We start from the raw sequence: 18,856 nt of genomic DNA, 5'->3' as shown, positions 1-18,856 counted from the left end.
TAAAGAAGAGTTCGCATATAAGAACTCTGTTTTTTATTTATGTTATTACTTATGTTTTACTTTTAAAACATATCCCAAAGATTCTAAAATTAAAACATAATGCGTTTTTGTAATGTCTTTTATTACGGCATTCTGATCACAAAAAGGCCCGGAATTCAAATGTATTTTATCTCCAATCTGGTACTGCATAACAGATATTTCTTTAGCAGTATCTCCACAATTAAGCCATTCTTTTATCGTTTCGATTTCCTGGTCTTTTACAATTGCGTGTCTTCCTAACCAAAATAAATACCTAACTACGCCCGGAGAATAAAACACCATGTTACGATCTTTTTCCGGTATTTGCACAAAGATGTAATTATTAAATAATGGTACTTCTACCTTTATTTTCCTGTCAGATCTTTGCTGCGTTTTTTTAATCAAAGGGCAGTAACAATTAATGTTATATTTCGTTAATTGTTCTGCTGCCCTTTTTTCCCATTTAGGTTTTGTATAGACTACGTACCATTTCATAATCTTTAATTTATTTATTGTAATTGTAAACCGGTTTTTAAAATTAGCTAAACTGTATTGGTATTTATTTTTTCTGAATATTGTCTTTTGGAGAACAGTTATTTTCTGTTGGATAATAGTCAAAAATTAATCAGTTTGAAGAGATATTTCACCATAAATATTGAATGTAAATTTAATTCCCGAAGATGAAAATTATTTAAGGATTTAATGCTAATTTTTCCTTATTAAGGACATTTAGTTACAAAAAAGTAATTTCTTATTAGCCTCATTATCATAATTTTATCTTAAAATATTGTTGTATTCAGATTGAAATTATTGATTTGAGTTTCAGGTTTTTATCCTGCACTTTAAATCTTTTAAAAACAGTCAAAAGCCACAATTTATTTAGTTTTTATACCAATTTATTTTTTCTTTTTTGAGTAGTAAAATGTAACTATTCACGGGGAACCCTTTTTTAAAATTTAAAAAAAGTGCCCAAACCCTAATAAATTGGTTCATACTATTTTTCACAGATCAATACTACATTAATAAACTGATTATTTAATTTAAAACATTACAAAAATGAAAATTGGAATAACCTTTAGTGCTTTTGATTTGTTACATGCGGGGCATGTAAAAATGCTTGAAGAAGCTAAACAAAATTGTGATTATTTAATTGCTGGTTTACAGACTGATCCAACATTAGACCGCCCGACAAAAAATAAACCAACACAAACTGTTGTTGAACGTTATATACAGTTAAAAGCGTGCAAGTTTGTTGATGAAATAGTTCCTTATGCAACAGAACAGGATTTAGAAGATATTTTGAAATCTTTTACTATTGATGTGCGCATTTTAGGGGATGAATATAAAGAGAAAGATTTTACCGGAAGAACTTATTGTGAAGAAAAAGGAATCGAGTTGTATTTTAATACCAGAGACCATCGTTTTTCGAGTACTAATCTTCGTCACGAAGTATATCAAAAAGAAATTTTAATACATTCTAATGGCAATTAGTACTACTATTACTCATGTAGTTTTAACCGGCGGAATTGGCAGCAGATTATGGCCTCTTTCCAGAAAAACACTTCCAAAACAATATCTTGAACTTTTTGACGGACAATCGCTTTTTGAAAAAACAGTAGCTCGTAACGAAAATGTTTCAACAAAAATGATAGTTGTTGGAAATATTGAAAACTACAAAATGACGAATGCGATTATGTCAAAACTAAATAAGCATTTTACTCATATTGTAGAAGCCGTCCCCCGTAATACAGCCGCAGCAATTGCCTTTGCCGCATTTGCATCAAAACCAGACGACATTTTATTGATAACCCCCTCAGACCATATTATTGAAGGCAGCGATTTATACAATAATGCTTTATGGCATGCCATTGTATTAGCCAATCAGGATTATTTAGTAACCTTTGGCATAGAACCTGCTAAACCAGAAACGGGTTACGGTTATATCGAATTTGAGGATGAAAATGTAATTGCATTTCACGAAAAACCTGATTTTGAAACGGCGGTAAAGTATCTTAAAAAGAAAAATTATTTCTGGAACAGCGGACTTTTTTGTTTTAAAGCAGGAAAATTTTTGGCGGAAATTGAAAAACAAGAACCCGAAGTTTTTAAAGCTTCAAAAATAGCCTGGGAAAACAATAATAATGGCTTTTTAAACTATGAATTGTCACTTAATATTCCTGCTATAAGTATCGATTATGCAGTTATGGAACGAAGTAAAGACATTAAAGTCGTTCCCGCTCATTTTGATTGGTCAGATCTTGGTTCTTTCGAATCGGTTTATGATTATTTGGTTCAAAAAGGGCATCCAATCGATGCCAATAGAAATATTGTTATAGGAACTTCATTGCACACCACATTTATAGGCGTTAAAAATTGCATTTTGATTTATACCGCCGATGCTTTGATGGTTTTGCAAAAAGAAAATTCTCAGGAAGTAAAACAAGTTTACCAGCAATTAGAATCGATTGCTTCACCGCTGCTGTAAAATAAAATTTACACTATGATCAATAAAAATTCCATAATATATATTGCCGGACATAATGGAATGGTGGGAAGCGCCATTTGGAGAACCCTGACAGCAAAAGGCTACACTAATCTTGTTGGAGTCTCAAGCAAAGAATTGGATTTAAGAAAACAGAAAGCCGTTCGGGATTTTATCAGAAAAACAAAACCCGATGTAATTATAGATGCTGCTGCAAAAGTGGGAGGGATTAAGGCGAATAATGATTTTCCGTACGATTTTTTAATGGAAAACATGCTGATTCAAAACAACCTCATTAACGAAGCGCACCGTTTAGCAGTAGATAAATTCATTTTTTTAGGAAGTTCCTGCATTTATCCAAAATTAGCACCACAGCCGTTAAAAGAAGAATATTTGCTCACAGCTCCTTTAGAACCAACTAATGAATGGTACGCTTTGGCAAAAATTACCGGAGTAAAATTGTGCGAAGCCATCCGCAGACAATTTCAAAAGGATTTTGTGAGCTTGATGCCAACCAATTTATACGGTACACATGACAATTTTGATTTAAAAAGTTCTCACGTTCTGCCCGCCATGATTCGTAAGTTTCACGAAGCCAAAGAAAATAATAATGCTGTAGTAACACTTTGGGGAACAGGAACACCCATGCGCGAATTTCTATTTGTAGATGATATGGCAGAAGCAGTAGTTTTTGCTCTCGAAAACGAACTTCCGGAACACCTGTACAATATTGGAACTGGAAAAGACTTAACAATTAAGGAACTTGCCGCAGCCGTACAAAAAATTGTAGGCCATACCGGCGATATTCTCTGGGATGATACCAAACCCGACGGCACACCACGAAAATTAATGGATGTTTCTAAAATGCACAGCATTGGCTGGAAACACCAAACTGAACTCGAAGAAGGAATACAAAAAACCTACTCTTGGTTTTTAGAAAACATTGAAAATTTCAAACAAAAGGTTTACTGATCTTTTGCCCTTCAAATTACCCCGAACCCCTTTATCGTTACGACTTTATAAAATTTGCGACTTTGCAGCATAATGCCTTTGTGCCTTACAATTAGATTATGAATCCATTGAAAAAAACAGCCCTAATCACAGGAGTTACAGGACAAGACGGAGCCTATTTAAGTGAATTTTTATTAGAAAAAGGCTATATCGTACACGGATTAAAAAGACGTACCTCTTTATTTAATACAGACCGAATTGATCATTTATACCAGGATCCTTATGTAGAAAACAGGAATTTTATTCTGCATTACGGCGACATGACAGACAGTACCAATTTAACCCGTATTATTCAGGAAATCCAGCCGGATGAAATCTATAATCTGGCTGCGATGAGCCATGTAGCTGTTTCATTTGAAACTCCGGAATATACAGGAAATGCAGATGGTTTAGGAACCTTACGACTTCTGGACGCTGTTCGTTTGCTGGGGTTAGAAAAAAAGACACGAATTTATCAGGCATCAACATCCGAATTGTACGGTAAAGTACAGGAAGTTCCGCAATCTGAAACAACGCCATTTTATCCGCGTTCGCCTTATGCAGTAGCCAAAATGTACGCGTACTGGATTACGGTAAATTACAGAGAAGCTTATGGAATGTATGCCTGCAATGGTATTTTGTTTAATCACGAATCGCCCATTCGCGGAGAAACTTTTGTAACACGCAAAATTACCAGAGCAACCGCAAGAATAGCCTTAGGACTGCAGGATAAATTATACTTAGGAAATCTGGACGCACAGCGCGATTGGGGACATGCAAAAGATTACGTAAAAATGATGTGGATGATTTTGCAGGCTGATGAACCCGAAGATTGGGTAATTGCTACAGGAAAAACAACTACAGTTCGTGAGTTTGTTCGAATGAGTTTTGCCGAAGTTGGTATTGAATTAGAATTTAAAGGAAAAGGCATAAGAGAAAAAGGAATTGTAAAGTATTGCAGTAACCCGGATTATCAAATTCCGCTTGGTACAGAAGTGTTAGCTGTCGATGCTAACTATTTTAGACCAACAGAAGTAGATTTATTGGTAGGTGATCCCACAAAAGCCAGAACTAAACTCGGCTGGAAATGTAAATATGATTTACCTGCATTGGTAAAAGAAATGATGCAGTCTGATTTAAAATTGATGGAGAAAGAACAGCATTTAAAAGAATACGGTTATACGATCTTAAATTATTTCGAATAACGAATACGGCAGATTAATTTAAACACATAGAAACATAGTTTTTTAGGAGTTTTAAAAAAGGCGTTTCACTTGCATTAACAAACATAGACAGCACAATCTTGTCATTCCGAGGAACGAGGAATCGCACTAGAGAATCGACAAAGGTTGGCGACTTGCTGTTGCGGAGTTACTTGTGCGATTCCTCGTTCCTCGGAATGACAAAAAGTGAGAACTATGTGTTAGAAACTAGTTTCTTTTTGTAGTCTTTCTAAAGATTCCTAAAAAACTATGTTTCTACGTGTTTAAAAAAACACTTCCAAAAAAACACGAACTAAATGAAAATCAAAAATATTTGCTGCTTAGGGGCCGGTTACGTTGGAGGGCCTACAATGTCTGTTATAGCATTGAAATGTCCCGAAATTAAAGTAACAGTTGTAGATTTAAACAGAGATCGCATTTCGGCATGGAACGAAGAAAATTTAGATAAACTTCCTGTTTACGAACCTGGACTTGCAGATGTAGTTCGTGAAGCAAGAGGACGTAATTTGTTTTTTTCAACCGATGTTGATGCCGCAATTGAAGCAGCAGATATGATTTTTATAGCCGTAAACACGCCCACAAAAACATACGGTGAAGGCAAGGGAATGGCAGCCGATTTAAAATTTGTAGAATTATGCGCCAGACAAATAGCCAGAATAGCCAAAAATGATAAAATTATAGTCGAAAAATCAACGCTTCCCGTTCGAACAGCTCAAACTTTGCAGACTATTTTAGATCATACCGGCAACGGTGTTAAATTTGAAGTACTTTCTAATCCCGAGTTTTTGGCCGAAGGAACTGCTATCGAAGATTTATTTAATGCCGATAGAGTTTTAATTGGAGGAAATCAAACCGAAAGCGGCCAAAAAGCCATTCAGGCTCTGGTTGATATTTATGCACACTGGCTTTCGCCGAAACAAATTTTAACCACAAATGTTTGGTCTTCAGAATTATCAAAATTAACCGCCAATGCATTTTTAGCACAAAGAATTTCGTCAATTAATGCATTATCTGCTTTGTGCGAAGCGACAGAAGCCGATGTTGATGAGGTTGCCGCTGCGATAGGAACTGACAGCCGAATTGGTTCTAAGTTTCTTAAAGCTTCGGTAGGATTCGGAGGATCTTGTTTTCAAAAAGATATTTTAAACCTAGTGTATTTGTGCCGCTATTTTAATCTGCCGGAAGCAGCCAATTATTGGGAGCAGATTATTATTCTAAATGATTACCAAAAATACCGTTTTGCTAAAAATATTATCTGCTCTCTTTTTAATACCGTAAGTGGAAAAAAGATAACTTTTTTAGGCTGGGCTTTCAAAAAAGATACCAATGATACCAGAGAATCTGCAGCGATTTATGTAGCAGAGCATTTAATCGAAGACGGAGCAGAAATTCATGTATATGATCCCAAAGTTTCTGAAGAAAAAATTAAAGCCGATATGCTTTGTCTATGGGAATTGAAAGGACTTTCTGAAGAGAAAATCAAATCAAAACTGAATCAGATTTCTGTTTACAAAACAGCCATTGATGCACTCAATCAGGCTCATGCAGCTGCGATATTAACAGAATGGGATGAATTTAAAACCTACGATTGGGAAAGTATTTACAACAATATGTACAAACCCGCTTTTTTATTTGACGGCCGTAATATTCTGGATTTTAAAAAATTAGACGCAATAGGTTTTCAGGTTAAAGGAATTGGAAAGAATAGTTTTTTTAATGATAAATTAAAACTAGTAAATGAATTGGTCATTAGATAAAATAAAACAGCACCAGCATTTCGATAAAAGTTTAAATTTCATAAAGTTAGTTTCGATTGTAGGGAGTACAGAGGTAATATTAAAAATAACCGGATTTGTGTCTGGCATATTGATTGTCAGAATGCTGCCAGTTCAGGAATACGCTTTATACACGCTCGCCAATACCATGTTAGGCACTTTAGTCATGTTTACAGATTCTGGTATTTCAAACGGAGTCATGGCGCTGAGCGGCAAAGTATGGAAAAATCCTCAAAAGCTGGGGGAAGTTTTGGCGACGGGTTTAGATTTAAGAAAGAAATTTGCATTTATAGCTTTAACAGTTTCTACGCCCATAATCATTTATTTATTATTAAAAAACAATGCAGGCTGGTTATCAGCAGTTTTAATTTTTCTATCATTAATTCCAGCTTTTTATGCGGCTTTATCAGATTCTTTATTAGAAATTACACCCAAATTACATCAGGATATTTCGAGCCTGCAAAAAAATCAATTACGAGTTGGTTTTGGACGATTGGTTTTAATCGTTTTAACGATATTTATTTTCCCCTGGACTTTCGTCCTTATTTTGGCTTCCGGAATTCCGCAGATGTATGGTAATTCTAAACTCAAAATAATCAATAAAAAGTTTGTCGACAGTAACCAAAAACCAGATCCTGTAATTCGCAAAGAAATATTAAGAATCGTAACCCGCATCCTGCCCAATATTATATTTTATGCACTATCAGGACAAATCGTAATTTGGATATTATCTGTTTTTGGCAATTCTACTGATTTGGCAAGTATAGGAGCTTTGGGCAGGTTTGCGGCACTCATGGCTTTTTTTACCACTATATCAGGTACCTTATTTTTACCTCGTTTTTCAAGATTAACAAATAACAAAGAAACTCTTTTAAGATATTTTTTATTTTTTCAGTTAATCCTTTTTTTGGCAGCAGGCTTTATTATGCTCATTGTATTTCTGTTTCCTGCTCCAATGTTATGGCTTTTAGGAGCTTCTTACAGTTCATTATCGTCTGAACTTTTTTTGATTATGTTATCAAACTGCATCGGATTAATTGCTGCAATGAGTGGTAATTTGATAGGCAGCAGAGGACATTTTTTAAACCCAGTATTTGTAATTGCGCTCAGTTTAGGAACCGTCATACCAGCTTATTTTATTTGGGATTTAACAAAGCTTCGAGGCATTTTGTACTACAGTATTTTCAACCAGTGTCTTTCATTAATAGTAAATTATATATTTAGTTTTTTAGTAATAATTAGAGCAAAAAAACATGAATAAATTACCAGGTCAAGGCGGACTTACTAAAAAAATAACCATAGCAAAAGGAAAAGTAAACCGTAAAAAGTTTGCCAGACAAGTAGCAATAGGATTATACCATTTGGTAAACCAAGTCAGTAAAAAAAAAACTATCGAAATGGAGGTCGCCAGTTTCTCCTCATTCAATGATTTTCACGAGCAGGTTTTGTCTGTTTTATCTTTTATTCGCTACGTAGGAAAACCAATTAAATGGACCCTATATTCAGACGGCACACATACTCAGGCACAAATAAATCAACTCGAAAGCAATTTTGATTTCCTAAAAGTAGCCGAAGGACTCGACTGGAACGAAATACAATCCTTAAAAGGTTTATGTAAAGCAGAATTAGAACCTTATGAAAACTATTTAATCGATTATGCTAAAAAATATCCATTAGGCAAAAAACTGTTTTACTATTTAAATCATCCAATCGAAAAACCAACACTATTCATAGACTCAGATATTTTGTTTTATGAACACGCCAATGTTTTAAAACTAATACTAACAGAAAAACCCAAAGCAAACGGCTGGTATATGCCAGATGTAAGCTGGGGATGTTTAGACAGCCGTTACAAAGCCCTAAACTCAGAACAAATATATCAGGTAAACTCCGGTTTTATTTTTGCCAATGAAGCTTTTAAGAACATAAAAGAATCTTTAGACTTTTTTAAAACCTATAATTTCACCTACGAATATTTTAGCGAGCAAACCGTTTATCACCATTTGCTAAAAAATAATTCCTATATGCCTTTAACACCTAAAACCTTCATTTTAGATTCAGGCGATCAATTTGATTTTTCGTATTTATTCAGTCCAAAACAAATGGCCGTTCGGCATTATACAGGGCCGGTTCGCCATAAAATGTGGCAGAAAAATTATAAATGGCATTTAAGCTTATAAACCAATATAGATGAAAAAAGGTATTGTTTTAGTGGCCAATTTAAAAAGTCAGTGGTACAGCGAAAACCTAATTTATTCCATTAGAAAAAGCGGCTGTACATTGCCAATTCGACTAATTCATTTTGGAGGAGAAAAAGTAAATTCTCAATATATCTTAAATGAAGTTGAATTTTTAACCGTAGAAGATTTTCCGGAAGAAGCCAGAAGTTTTATAAAAAACCTGAGAAGCGTTTTAACAGAATGCCCAATGGGGTTTTTATACCGTTTTTTAGCATTCTTTTCAGATTGGGACGAATTTATTTATACCGATAATGATATCGTGGCGCTAATGAATTGGGAGCGCTTGTTTGAATTCTCAAATGGTTATGATTTAGTCCACGCCGATACAGAATACACGACCTGTGGCATACACAATTATCTGCAGCCCGAAAAAATAAAAGAAAACTTTGGGAAAGACAGTTTAAATTCAGCCATTACAGCCGGACACATACTGGTAAGAAAAAGTTCAAAAATGATTGCAGATATGAACACTGCTGTAGAATGGTTCAGACAAAATCCTGAAATTCCCAAAAAACACGACCAGTCCTTATTGCATATCGCCTCATTACTTGGAGAATGGAAATTACTCAATTTATGCAAACCTCCATATAATTGGCTCAGTTCCTGGTCTGGAGATTATACCAATAGTTTAGATTTAATTCATGCCATTCAAGGCGGGTACAAACAAAACACAGACTCATACAAAATTTGGTATTCTCAATTGTCTGAGGAATCTAAAATAGTTGTGAATAAGCAATCTTCATTTCCAGCTTTAAATGTACCCATTAGTCATTTACACTATTCTGGCAGAGGCCGTCTGGGAGCAGAACCGATAGACGAATTAATGTATTCCAGCCAGACTCATAAAGAACGTATGATGAGTTTATACAAAGTTCAAAGCTCTGATTTATTTTACATTACCTATATCAGGAACCAATCGAAACGGGTAACAAGAAGACTTAAACGCATATTAAATTTATAATACTATATGAATGCAGCAGTATGCACTATTTTCGAGGGGCACTACCATTTTGGTGTAGCTGCACTTTCTAATTCACTATATCAAAACGGATTTAGAGGCGATATTTATGTGGGTTATCGAGGCAGATTGCCCAATTGGGTTTTAAGAGGTGAAAAGGAAACAATTGGTAAATGGAAAGAAGCCATTATATTAACTCCGATACAGGACATAAAACTAATTTTTCTGCCAATAGTGACCAACTATAATATGGCAAACTACAAACCAGATTTTATGCTTGAACTCTGGGAAGGCCCCGCAAAAGAAGCAGACGCAATGTTTTATTTTGACCCCGATATTGTGATAAATGATTCATGGACCTGTTACGAACAATGGATAAACTGCGGCGTAGCACTTTGCGAAGATGTGAATTCACCTTTGCAGGAATATCATCCCCGGCGGCAAGGCTGGAAAAACTATTACAAACACTACCACATCGATTTACAGTTTAAAAACGCTATTTATGTAAACGCAGGTTTTGTTGGATTACTAAAAAAAAACTGCTCATTTTTAAATTTATGGGTTCAGATGCAGGAACTTATGGGACCGGCAATTGGAGGTTTGGAGAATTCTATTTTTTTAAATCAATCCTACAATTCAACGGTTTTAAAAAGAGAAGGATTCCAAATTTTTGATAAACCGGACCAGGACGCGTTAAATGCAGCCATTGAAGTTTACAATGATCCTGTGAGTTATATTGGCAAAGAAGGAATGGGGTTTTCTAAAGGTAATTCGACAATGTCACACGGAATGGGAAGTCCAAAACCATGGAAGGCACACCATTTATTAAGGGCCGTTCAGGGAAAAATCCCCAGAAATTCAGATGTTATTTATTGGAAATATTGCAGTGATCCCATATTGGCACATTCTAAATGGGAAATTACACGAAAATCAATAGGTATTAAAATAGCCAAAGTTATTGGAAGATTCTATAAAGTGTAAATTTTTTAAAACAGATAAAAGAAAATTATGATTCCAAAAACAATTCATATCTGCTGGTTTAGTGGTGAAGATTATACTCCATTTATAAAAGAATGTATGGCTACCTGGAAAATTCACCTGCCTGAATTTGAAATACGAATATGGAATAAAGATAGTTTTGATTTTGATTCGATTCCTTTTGTAAAAGAGGCCTTTCATGCAAAAAAATGGGCTTTTGCGGCAGATTATGTTCGACTATATGCGTTATATACTGAAGGTGGTTTATATCTGGACTCAGATGTTAAAATATTGAAGCCATTTAATGAAACATGGTTTGACTATGATTTTTTCAGCGCACATGAAATACATCCCGGATTGTTTGAAGATGCGGGAGGGATTAAGCAGTTAAACTCTTCGTATCTGCCAATAAACGGTGAAATTATTACAGGTTTTGCAGTTCAGGGAGCAATTTTTGCCTCGGTTCCCAATCACCCGTATGTCAAAGATTGCTTAGAACAATATAAAGACCTGCGATTATTTGCTGATGATGGAACAATGAATTTAAAGCAGGTAATAATAGGTTCAGTAATAACCCCGGTAGCCGAAAAATACGGCTATACTTACCAAAATAAGGAACAGGTTTTAAGAGAGAATATGCTTATTCTTCCGGCAAATATACTGGTAGGTAATTCTATTTATTTAGACAGAAAGTCCTACGCTATTCATTTAATAAATGGCAGCTGGCGCGGAAAAAAAGGCATTGAAAAGTTCCTGCATTTAGTCCGGAATCATTACCCCAGATTATTTCCAGTCGTCAATTTTATTGATAAAAGTGTTAAAAAAACGTATCGAACATCAAAATACCTGAAAACAATTATAACAAAAAACACATCCATTTTGTACTGAAATTGTACCAGTTTGATTAACGAAAAACGAAAAAAACTCCCATATAAAATTCAATAATTAAATCACGAAATGGAAATACTCTTCATTTGCGGCTCTGCAGAAATTGGCAGCGATGGTGTAGGCGATTATACCCGCCGCTTATGTGGTAAACTTATAAAATCCGGTCATGAAGCACAGATTTTATCTTTATGCGATCACGAAGCTGTTTCTTTTATAAGCGAAACTCAGGTTGTAGAAGAAACTCCTGTAATCGTGCATAGAATCCCGGCTGCTGCACCAAACAAACAGCGTTTAATTTGGCTGCAAAGTATTTTAAAAGATTTTGAACCCGACTGGATTTCACTGCAATACGTTCCTTACAGCTTCAACCCAAAAGGACTGCCTTTCTGGCTGCCTTCATATTTAAAAAAAATTAGAGGAAATCATAAATGGCATATTATGTTTCATGAATTATGGCTTGGAATTGATATCGAGTCTTCCATTAAACACAAATGCATTGGAAAATTACAGCAGGTAATCGCCAAAAAAATTGTTCAAAATACAAAAACACATTCTATAAATACCCAAAATAAACTGTATCAGTTCTTTCTTCAATCCCATAATATCAAGGCAGAAGTTTTGCCCATTTGCGGTAATATACCGTTAACAGCGGAGAAAAAAGAACCAATAGAATTTGCTCAGTTTGTGTTGTTTGGCACCATTCATAACGGAGCCCCTTTTGAAGATTTTATTAAAGATTTAAGCAATAATTCAGATAAGTTTGAGAAACCTATAAAATTTGTTTTCATCGGTAAAAACGGTCCGGAATTAATTAATTATACTGCAATATTAGACAATTATAATATTGCTTATGAAATTCTTGGCGTACAATCTGAAAAAGTAATATCACAGGTTTTGAGAGACAGCGATTTTGGAATATCAACAACTCCGTATTTCCAAACAGAAAAAAGCGGTGTTTTTGCAGCGTACAAAGAACATCAGATCAATACGATTTGTGTTTCAAGAAATTGGACTCCAGCAAAAGGACAGTATGAGATTCCGCAGATTATTAAATACGAGAAAAATAATCTGAATATAACGCCGCAAAACGTTGAGGTTTCTGATTTAAATAATATAGCAGTGCAGTTTATTAATTCAATTTCTGCAGTATGAAATTATTGGTTTCACATCCAACTTTAAACGCAAATTCAAAAAATCTCGTAACAGGTTTATTGAAAGAACAGCAGCTTTTTAAACTGTTTACTTCAATTGCTATATTTCCCGGACAGTTATTGTTTAAGCTTGGAAATAATCCGAAACTAAAAGATTTAAAAAGAAGAAGTTTAGACGAAACCTGGCAGCCATACACACGATCAAGATCCTTTTTTGAATTCGGACGTTTACTAACCTCAAAATTTAAATTAGATTTTTTAATAACACACGAAAAAGGCTTTTTCTGTATTGACAAAGTCTATCAAAAACATGATAAATGGGTTGCTGATAATTTAACCGAATTAAAAAAAGAAGACCTTTTAGGAGTTTATGCATATGAAGATGGAGCTTTATCTACTTTCAAAAAAGCAAAACAATTAGGGCTTTATTGTATTTATGATTTACCAATTGGGTATTGGAAAAGTGCCAGATTATTGATGCAGAAAGAATTTGACATTAATCCGGCTTGGTCAGATACGCTGCTTGGTTTCAATGATTCACTAGGGAAACTGAGCAAAAAAGATGAAGAATTAGCTTTGGCAGATGTAATTTTCGTCGCCAGCAGTTTTACCAAAAAAACATTAGAAAACTATAAAGGAAACCTGCCCGAAATAAAAGTAATTCCATACGGTTTTCCGACAGTTACCAGAAAAAAATACTACGAGCCTCTTTTGGATCGAAAACTAAAAATTTTATTCATAGGAGGTTTATCGCAGCGAAAAGGAATATCCTATTTATTTGATGCAGTCGAAAAAATGCAGGATAAAGTAGAACTGACAATTGTAGGACATAAAGCAGTATCCAATTGCGAAGCATTAAATCAGGCTTTAGAAAAACACAACTGGATTCCATCATTATCTCACGATGAGGTTTTAGAGTGTATGTACGAACATGACATATTTGTTTTTCCTTCTCTTTTTGAAGGTTTTGGTTTGGTAATTACCGAAGCCATGTCGCAGGGAATTCCGGTTATTACAACCAATCGTACTGCAGGCCCGGATTTAATAGAACACGGAAAAGACGGATGGATTGTTCCCGCCGGATCTTCAAAAGCCATAAAAGAAGTCATTACTCAAATACTTGAAAAACCGGAAATATTGGAACAATTTGGGCTTGCGGCTCAAAACAAAGCGCAAACCAGACCTTGGTCAGTTTATGGAAAAGAAATGGCCGATGCCCTTTCTTCATTAAAGATTTTGTAAACAATTAAAAAAGATGGACGCAGCAAAAGTACAAGATTTAGAACAATCGTATAAATCCTTAAAGATTGCTATTTGGCTGTATTTTTTACTTTGGATTTTTGAAGGTGCTCTTCGTAAATGGATTTTGCCAAGTCTGGCCACACCGCTTTTAATTGTGCGTGACCCAATTGCTATTTTTATTATTATAAGAGCTTTTTATCTCAATGTGAAATTTATAAATGGCTATGTAGTTTTAAGCTCCATTTTTACATTATTGGGTTTAGCGATTACGCTTACTTTCGGACACGGAAATCTTTTCGTTGGTCTTTATGGAGCAAGGATTATGCTCATTCATTTTCCGTTGATTTTTATAATCGGAGCCATTTTTAAGAAAGAAGATATTCTTAAAACAGGACGGGTAATGCTGGCAGTCAATATTTTAATGACCCTGATTATTTATCTTCAATTTACAAGTCCGCAGACGGCATATATTAATACGGGTTTAGGCGGAGAAGGAAGTGCTGGTTTTGATGGTGCAATGGGGTATTTTAGACCATCGGGAACATTTTCGTTTACAACAGGATTATCTGCCTTCTACATTTTGGTTTCTGTATTTGTATTTTATTTCTGGCTGTCAAAAGAAGCCTGTTCCAAAATCCTGCTTATCTCCAGCACTATCGCCTTAATAATAGCTTTGCCTTTAACCGTGAGCAGAACAGCGGTGTTAGGCGTTTTATTAGTTGGATTTTTTGCTTTTGCAGGATCTGCAACCAGCGTAAAATCATTAATACGGTTAATTTCTACTGTTTTAGTCATTCTGGTTTTATTTATTGTTTTACAAAGAACTACATCAATTTTTAATCTGGGGACACAGGTTTTTATGAGCCGTGTAGATACGGCAAAAGGACAGGAAGGAGGATCTATTGTGATGCGAACCATAAACGGATTTACAGAACCTATTACGACATTATTAAAAGCGCCTTTATTTGAAGGCAATTTAGGAATGGGAACCAATGCAGGTGCGCAGCTGCTGACAGGGCAGAGAAAATTTTTAGTTTCAGAAGGCGAATTAAATCGTGTGGGCGGCGAGCAGGGACTTATTTTAGGAGGCGGCCTTGTCGTTTTGAGATTGGTTTTAGCGTTTGGACTTTTTTACAGTTCTATAAAATTGCCGGGAAACTATAAACTGCTGCCCCTGACATTCTGCGGAACTGCGTTGTTTTTAATCACCCAAGGACAATGGGCTCAGCCAAGTATGCTGGGCTGTGCCGTGATTGCTGCAGGGTTATTGCTGGCTGGTATAAACATCAATTTGAAAACAGAGTGATGAAAATAGTACTTTTTACGCATCCTTCGTTTTTAGGTCATCAAAGTATGCCGCGCTATGCCAATATGCTGCTGAACGGAATGAAAGAAAGAGGACATGAAGTAGCTGTATGGAGTCCTAAAGCCCGATTTTATAAGCTGCCTTTAATGAAATCTTTTAAAAAATGGCTGGGTTATATCGATCAGTATTTTGTATTTCCAATTGAGGTAAAATTAAAATTGCGAAATTCCTCAAAAGATACCCTTTTTGTATTTGCAGATCAGGCTCTTGGTCCGTGGGTACCGCTGGTAAAAAACAGAAAACACGTAGTGCACTGCCATGATTTTTTAGCTTTAAAATCGGCATTAGGAATGATACCGGAAAACCCAACATCATTTACAGGCAGGCTGTATCAAATTTATATAAGAAGAGGATTTTCAAAAGGAAAAAATTTTATTTCCATTTCAAAAAAAACACGTCAGGATTTACACAAACTGCATTTGGGAGAAATTGCTAATTCTAAAGTATGTTATAACGGTTTAAACCGCCCTTTTTTTTCTCTGCCAAGAGAATCTTCTCGGGACTTATTAGAAACAAAGTTCAATATACTTTTATCCCAGGGTTATATTATGCATATTGGCGGAAACCAATATTACAAAAACCGACAAGGCGTACTGGAAATTTATGAAACCTGGAGAAATTTATACAATACAAAAATACCCTTGGTTTTGATTGGTGAAGAACCGTCAGAAGAATTGACTATTCTGCACAAGAAATCACCATTCAAAGATGATATTCATTTTATCACGAATCTATCAGACGAACATGTCAATAATGCTTATTCCGGAGCAATTTGTTTATTGTTTCCGTCTCTGGACGAAGGTTTTGGCTGGCCCATTATTGAGGCAATGGCTTCAGGATGTCCGGTGATTACGACCAATAAAGCTCCAATGAATGAAGTAGGCGGAATGGCTGCTTTTTATATCGATAAAAAACCAGCAGATGCATCACATTGGCAGCAATGGAAAGAGGATGGAGCAAAAACAATAGAAAAAGTATTGAAATTATCCAGACCTCAGCAAACAGAAACGATTGAAAGATCTTTTACCCAGTCGCAAAAATTTACTACAGAGTATTTTCTTGATGCTGTTGAAGTTATTTACAAAGAAATTAATCAAATTGTATGAAAGTAATCCATTTTATTGCAGGAATTGATAAGGGAGGAGGAGGAACTACAGAATATATGAGATTATTAAGTACGGCATTAAAAACCCATATGGAAATAATTGTGGCAACAAAAAAAACTTCTCACCCAATAAATATCCCGGGTGTTAGAATTAAATTTTTTGAAACAGGTATTCTGAGATGGTTTTCTATGCTCGAAGAGTTTCGAACCTTTTTACTTGCCGAAAAACCAGATATAGTTCATATAAATGGTATTTGGAGCCCTCAAAACTGGGGTTTTCAAAAGATAGCTCAGGAAGTGGGAATTAAAGTAATACTGTCCCCACACGGAATGTTAGAACCCTGGATTATGGCTCACAACTCCTGGAAGAAAAGATTAGGGTTGTTTTTGTATCAAAAAAAAGCCATTCAAAGAGCCTCATTTTTACATACAACTGCTGAAATGGAAGCACTGAATATTCAGTATTTAGGATTTAAACCACCTATTTCCATAATTCCGAATGGTATTGATTTAAACGATGTTAAAGGAATTAAAGAGCATTATGGAACAAAAAAAATGGTGTTTATATCCCGAATTCATCCTAAAAAAGGCATTGAATTACTGCTTGAAGCCTGGCGCCATTGTAATACTAACGGATGGCAGCTTGAAATTGCAGGACATGGCGATGAAAATTATATAGCACACTTAAGTAAAAGTGCCAAAGATCTAAAAAATGTAAATTTTGTAGGAGCAAAATATGGTAATGATAAATGGGATTTTTTACGATCTGCAGATGTAATGGTACTGCCAACCCATAGCGAAAATTTTGGGATTGTAGTAGCAGAAGCCCTGGCATTAGGAGTTCCTGTAATAACAACACAGGATACACCCTGGGAAGATTTAGAAATACATGAATGTGGATGGTGGATAAACTTATCTGTTTCAAATCTCGAAAAAATCATTACGCAGGTACTTAATACCGCTGCCGATGAATTACAAAATATGGGCAGAAAAGGAAGAAAACTTGTAGCAGAAAAATATGAAATTAAAGCTGTTGCAAATCAAATGAACGACTTGTATAAAAAAATACTTAATTGATACTATTTTGGATTTAGCTGCTTATAGTCATTCTTTTAGTTTAAAAAACAAAATTTCAAGATTGATCTGGAATTTTGCACGGTTAATTTTATTTCGCCCGTTTGCTTCCCGGTTATTTAAAACATGGAGAGTTTTGGTGCTAAAATGTTTCGGTGCAAAAATAGAATGGTCAGCGCATGTTTATGCCTCAGTAAAAGTATGGGCTCCATGGAATTTAGAGCTTGGCAAAAATTCCAGCCTGGGGCCTAAAGTCGATTGTTATAATCAGGGAAAAATAAGCATTGGGGATAATACGGTAATATCGCAAAAAGCGTATTTATGTGCCTCTACCCACGATTATACTAAAAAAGATTTTCCTCTAATATTAAAACCAATCACAATAGGAAACGGAGTATGGATTGCTGCTGATGCTTTTATTGCACCCGGCGTATCTGTAGAAAATTATTCTGTTGTTGCAGCACGTGCAGTGGTTATTAAAGATGTTGAGGAAAATTCTATAGTAGGAGGAAACCCTTCCAAATTAATAAAATTTAGAAGTTTTGAATAAAATTCCAATTTCCGTAATCGTTTCTGTTAAAAACGAAGCTAAAAATTTACCATTTTGTCTGGATAAATTAAAGCGATTCTCTCAAATAATTGTTGTTGATTCAGGCAGTACTGATGATACTGCAATTATTGCATCGGCTATGGGAGCCGAAGTACTGCAGTTTCAATGGAACGGTAAGTTTCCAAAAAAACGCAACTGGGCGCTGCAAAATGCAAACCTTCTCAACGAATGGATTTTGTTTCTGGATGCCGATGAATTTGTTACCGATGAATTTGTTACCGAAATAGAGCATAAAATTCAGGATCCCGCTTATAATGGTTTCACGATACGTTTTGAAAACTATTTTATGGGAAGAAAACTCAAATACGGATATGGTTTTCAAAAGTCGGCACTTTTTAAAAAATCAAAAGGGGCTTACGAAAAAATAGAGGAAGATTTGTGGAGTCATTTAGATATGGAAGTACATGAACACCCGGTTATAGAAGGTAAAGTAGGCATTATCAAAGCAAAGGTTGTTCATAAAGATTTTAAAAATTTAGAGCATTATATAGACAAACACAATGCTTATTCTACCTGGGAAGCCCAAAGATATTTACATCTGAAAAAATCTAAGAACACGCTTTTATCCTTAAATCAAAAAATTAAATACGGTCTTTTAAATACAGGACTGCTTCCTGTTGTTTATTTTTTGGGAGCCTACTTTTTAAAACTTGGTTTTTTAGATGGAAAAGAAGGATTTTATCTGGCACGTTTTAAGTCACATTACTTTTTTCAAATTCAAACTAAAATTGATTTAATCAAAAATAAATAGAATTA

At 35.0% G+C, this 18,856-nt stretch carries 18 protein-coding genes; 17 read left to right on the top strand and 1 reads right to left on the bottom strand.

All coding sequences use genetic code 11. The features are described from left to right. Nucleotides 1-45: 45 nt before the first annotated feature. Complete coding sequence (locus AABD74_RS19775; protein WP_053470229.1) at nt 46-513, bottom strand: UpxY family transcription antiterminator; 468 nt, start codon at nt 511-513, stop codon at nt 46-48. A gap of 561 nt (nt 514-1,074) precedes the next feature. Between AABD74_RS19775 and AABD74_RS19770 the strand changes: the two genes are divergently transcribed. The 17 genes from AABD74_RS19770 to AABD74_RS19690 all read left to right on the top strand — a co-directional run bounded on the left by AABD74_RS19770 (nt 1,075) and on the right by AABD74_RS19690 (nt 18,851). Further along, a complete protein-coding gene (locus AABD74_RS19770) occupies nt 1,075-1,509 on the top strand; it encodes an adenylyltransferase/cytidyltransferase family protein (RefSeq protein ID WP_406844035.1) in 435 nt (144 codons plus the stop codon). Further along, on the top strand, nt 1,499-2,503 hold the full coding sequence (locus AABD74_RS19765) for a mannose-1-phosphate guanylyltransferase (RefSeq protein ID WP_232682232.1): 1,005 nt from the start codon (nt 1,499-1,501) through the stop codon (nt 2,501-2,503). Before AABD74_RS19770 ends, AABD74_RS19765 begins: the two co-directional genes overlap by 11 nt. A gap of 18 nt (nt 2,504-2,521) precedes the next feature. Beyond that, on the top strand, nt 2,522-3,472 hold the full coding sequence (locus AABD74_RS19760) for a GDP-L-fucose synthase (RefSeq protein WP_311202636.1): 951 nt from the start codon (nt 2,522-2,524) through the stop codon (nt 3,470-3,472). Nucleotides 3,473-3,570: 98 nt separating this feature from the next. Beyond that, on the top strand, nt 3,571-4,695 hold the full coding sequence (gene gmd, locus AABD74_RS19755) for a GDP-mannose 4,6-dehydratase (RefSeq protein ID WP_406844034.1): 1,125 nt from the start codon (nt 3,571-3,573) through the stop codon (nt 4,693-4,695). A gap of 314 nt (nt 4,696-5,009) precedes the next feature. Continuing rightward, nucleotides 5,010-6,470, top strand: coding sequence for a UDP-glucose 6-dehydrogenase (locus tag AABD74_RS19750; protein WP_406844033.1), 1,461 nt, complete (start codon nt 5,010-5,012; stop codon nt 6,468-6,470). Then, a complete protein-coding gene (locus AABD74_RS19745) occupies nt 6,451-7,749 on the top strand; it encodes a lipopolysaccharide biosynthesis protein (RefSeq protein ID WP_406844032.1) in 1,299 nt (432 codons plus the stop codon). Before AABD74_RS19750 ends, AABD74_RS19745 begins: the two co-directional genes overlap by 20 nt. Further along, nucleotides 7,742-8,668, top strand: a complete 927-nt coding sequence (locus AABD74_RS19740) for a hypothetical protein (RefSeq protein WP_232682237.1) — start codon at nt 7,742-7,744, stop codon at nt 8,666-8,668. Before AABD74_RS19745 ends, AABD74_RS19740 begins: the two co-directional genes overlap by 8 nt. 10 nt (nt 8,669-8,678) lie before the next feature. Next, a complete protein-coding gene (locus AABD74_RS19735) occupies nt 8,679-9,689 on the top strand; it encodes a hypothetical protein (protein ID WP_406844031.1) in 1,011 nt (336 codons plus the stop codon). A gap of 6 nt (nt 9,690-9,695) precedes the next feature. Continuing rightward, nucleotides 9,696-10,667, top strand: coding sequence for a hypothetical protein (locus AABD74_RS19730; protein WP_406844030.1), 972 nt, complete (start codon nt 9,696-9,698; stop codon nt 10,665-10,667). Between the two features lie 27 nt (nt 10,668-10,694). Further along, on the top strand, nt 10,695-11,552 hold the full coding sequence (locus AABD74_RS19725; RefSeq protein ID WP_406844029.1) for a glycosyltransferase family 32 protein: 858 nt from the start codon (nt 10,695-10,697) through the stop codon (nt 11,550-11,552). A 69-nt stretch (nt 11,553-11,621) separates the two neighbouring features. Next, nucleotides 11,622-12,704 carry a hypothetical protein gene (locus AABD74_RS19720; RefSeq protein ID WP_406844028.1) on the top strand — a complete coding sequence of 361 codons (1,083 nt, stop codon included), beginning with the start codon at nt 11,622-11,624 and terminating at the stop codon, nt 12,702-12,704. Then, a complete protein-coding gene (locus AABD74_RS19715) occupies nt 12,701-13,945 on the top strand; it encodes a glycosyltransferase family 4 protein (protein WP_406844027.1) in 1,245 nt (414 codons plus the stop codon). Before AABD74_RS19720 ends, AABD74_RS19715 begins: the two co-directional genes overlap by 4 nt. Nucleotides 13,946-13,958: 13 nt before the next feature. After that, nucleotides 13,959-15,251 carry a hypothetical protein gene (locus AABD74_RS19710; RefSeq protein WP_406844026.1) on the top strand — a complete coding sequence of 431 codons (1,293 nt, stop codon included), beginning with the start codon at nt 13,959-13,961 and terminating at the stop codon, nt 15,249-15,251. Beyond that, complete coding sequence (locus AABD74_RS19705; protein WP_232682244.1) at nt 15,251-16,417, top strand: glycosyltransferase family 1 protein; 1,167 nt, start codon at nt 15,251-15,253, stop codon at nt 16,415-16,417. The genes AABD74_RS19710 and AABD74_RS19705 overlap by 1 nt, the downstream gene beginning before the upstream one ends. Beyond that, nucleotides 16,414-17,493 (top strand): glycosyltransferase, encoded by a 1,080-nt coding sequence (locus AABD74_RS19700; RefSeq protein ID WP_232682245.1) that lies wholly within the window; start codon nt 16,414-16,416, stop codon nt 17,491-17,493. Before AABD74_RS19705 ends, AABD74_RS19700 begins: the two co-directional genes overlap by 4 nt. A gap of 136 nt (nt 17,494-17,629) precedes the next feature. After that, on the top strand, nt 17,630-18,040 hold the full coding sequence (locus tag AABD74_RS19695) for a putative colanic acid biosynthesis acetyltransferase (RefSeq protein ID WP_232682246.1): 411 nt from the start codon (nt 17,630-17,632) through the stop codon (nt 18,038-18,040). Then, nucleotides 18,033-18,851: a glycosyltransferase family 2 protein gene (locus AABD74_RS19690; protein WP_406844025.1), complete on the top strand. Its 819-nt coding sequence runs from the start codon at nt 18,033-18,035 to the stop codon at nt 18,849-18,851. Before AABD74_RS19695 ends, AABD74_RS19690 begins: the two co-directional genes overlap by 8 nt. Nucleotides 18,852-18,856 lie beyond the last annotated feature (5 nt).

Origin of the sequence: Flavobacterium soyae, assembly GCF_045348165.1 — a bacterium.
Taxonomy (GTDB): domain Bacteria; phylum Bacteroidota; class Bacteroidia; order Flavobacteriales; family Flavobacteriaceae; genus Flavobacterium; species Flavobacterium soyae.
Note: the sequence above shows the minus strand (reverse complement) of the source record. Positions and strands in the feature narration are given on the sequence as shown.

What these genes read in the sequence shown, in the direction of transcription:
- AABD74_RS19730 (WP_406844030.1), top strand. Translation starts at nt 9,696, where the DNA reads ATGAATGCAGCAGTATGCACTATTTTCGAGGGGCACTACCATTTTGGT.
- AABD74_RS19720 (WP_406844028.1), top strand. Translation starts at nt 11,622, where the DNA reads ATGGAAATACTCTTCATTTGCGGCTCTGCAGAAATTGGCAGCGATGGT.
- AABD74_RS19710 (WP_406844026.1), top strand. Translation starts at nt 13,959, where the DNA reads ATGGACGCAGCAAAAGTACAAGATTTAGAACAATCGTATAAATCCTTA.
- AABD74_RS19770 (WP_406844035.1), top strand. Translation starts at nt 1,075, where the DNA reads ATGAAAATTGGAATAACCTTTAGTGCTTTTGATTTGTTACATGCGGGG.
- AABD74_RS19705 (WP_232682244.1), top strand. Translation starts at nt 15,251, where the DNA reads ATGAAAATAGTACTTTTTACGCATCCTTCGTTTTTAGGTCATCAAAGT.
- AABD74_RS19725 (WP_406844029.1), top strand. Translation starts at nt 10,695, where the DNA reads ATGATTCCAAAAACAATTCATATCTGCTGGTTTAGTGGTGAAGATTAT.
- gmd (WP_406844034.1), top strand. Translation starts at nt 3,571, where the DNA reads ATGAATCCATTGAAAAAAACAGCCCTAATCACAGGAGTTACAGGACAA.
- AABD74_RS19740 (WP_232682237.1), top strand. Translation starts at nt 7,742, where the DNA reads ATGAATAAATTACCAGGTCAAGGCGGACTTACTAAAAAAATAACCATA.
- AABD74_RS19745 (WP_406844032.1), top strand. Translation starts at nt 6,451, where the DNA reads ATGAATTGGTCATTAGATAAAATAAAACAGCACCAGCATTTCGATAAA.
- AABD74_RS19700 (WP_232682245.1), top strand. Translation starts at nt 16,414, where the DNA reads ATGAAAGTAATCCATTTTATTGCAGGAATTGATAAGGGAGGAGGAGGA.
- AABD74_RS19715 (WP_406844027.1), top strand. Translation starts at nt 12,701, where the DNA reads ATGAAATTATTGGTTTCACATCCAACTTTAAACGCAAATTCAAAAAAT.
- AABD74_RS19765 (WP_232682232.1), top strand. Translation starts at nt 1,499, where the DNA reads ATGGCAATTAGTACTACTATTACTCATGTAGTTTTAACCGGCGGAATT.
- AABD74_RS19775 (WP_053470229.1), bottom strand. Translation starts at nt 513, where the DNA reads ATGAAATGGTACGTAGTCTATACAAAACCTAAATGGGAAAAAAGGGCA.
- AABD74_RS19735 (WP_406844031.1), top strand. Translation starts at nt 8,679, where the DNA reads ATGAAAAAAGGTATTGTTTTAGTGGCCAATTTAAAAAGTCAGTGGTAC.
- AABD74_RS19750 (WP_406844033.1), top strand. Translation starts at nt 5,010, where the DNA reads ATGAAAATCAAAAATATTTGCTGCTTAGGGGCCGGTTACGTTGGAGGG.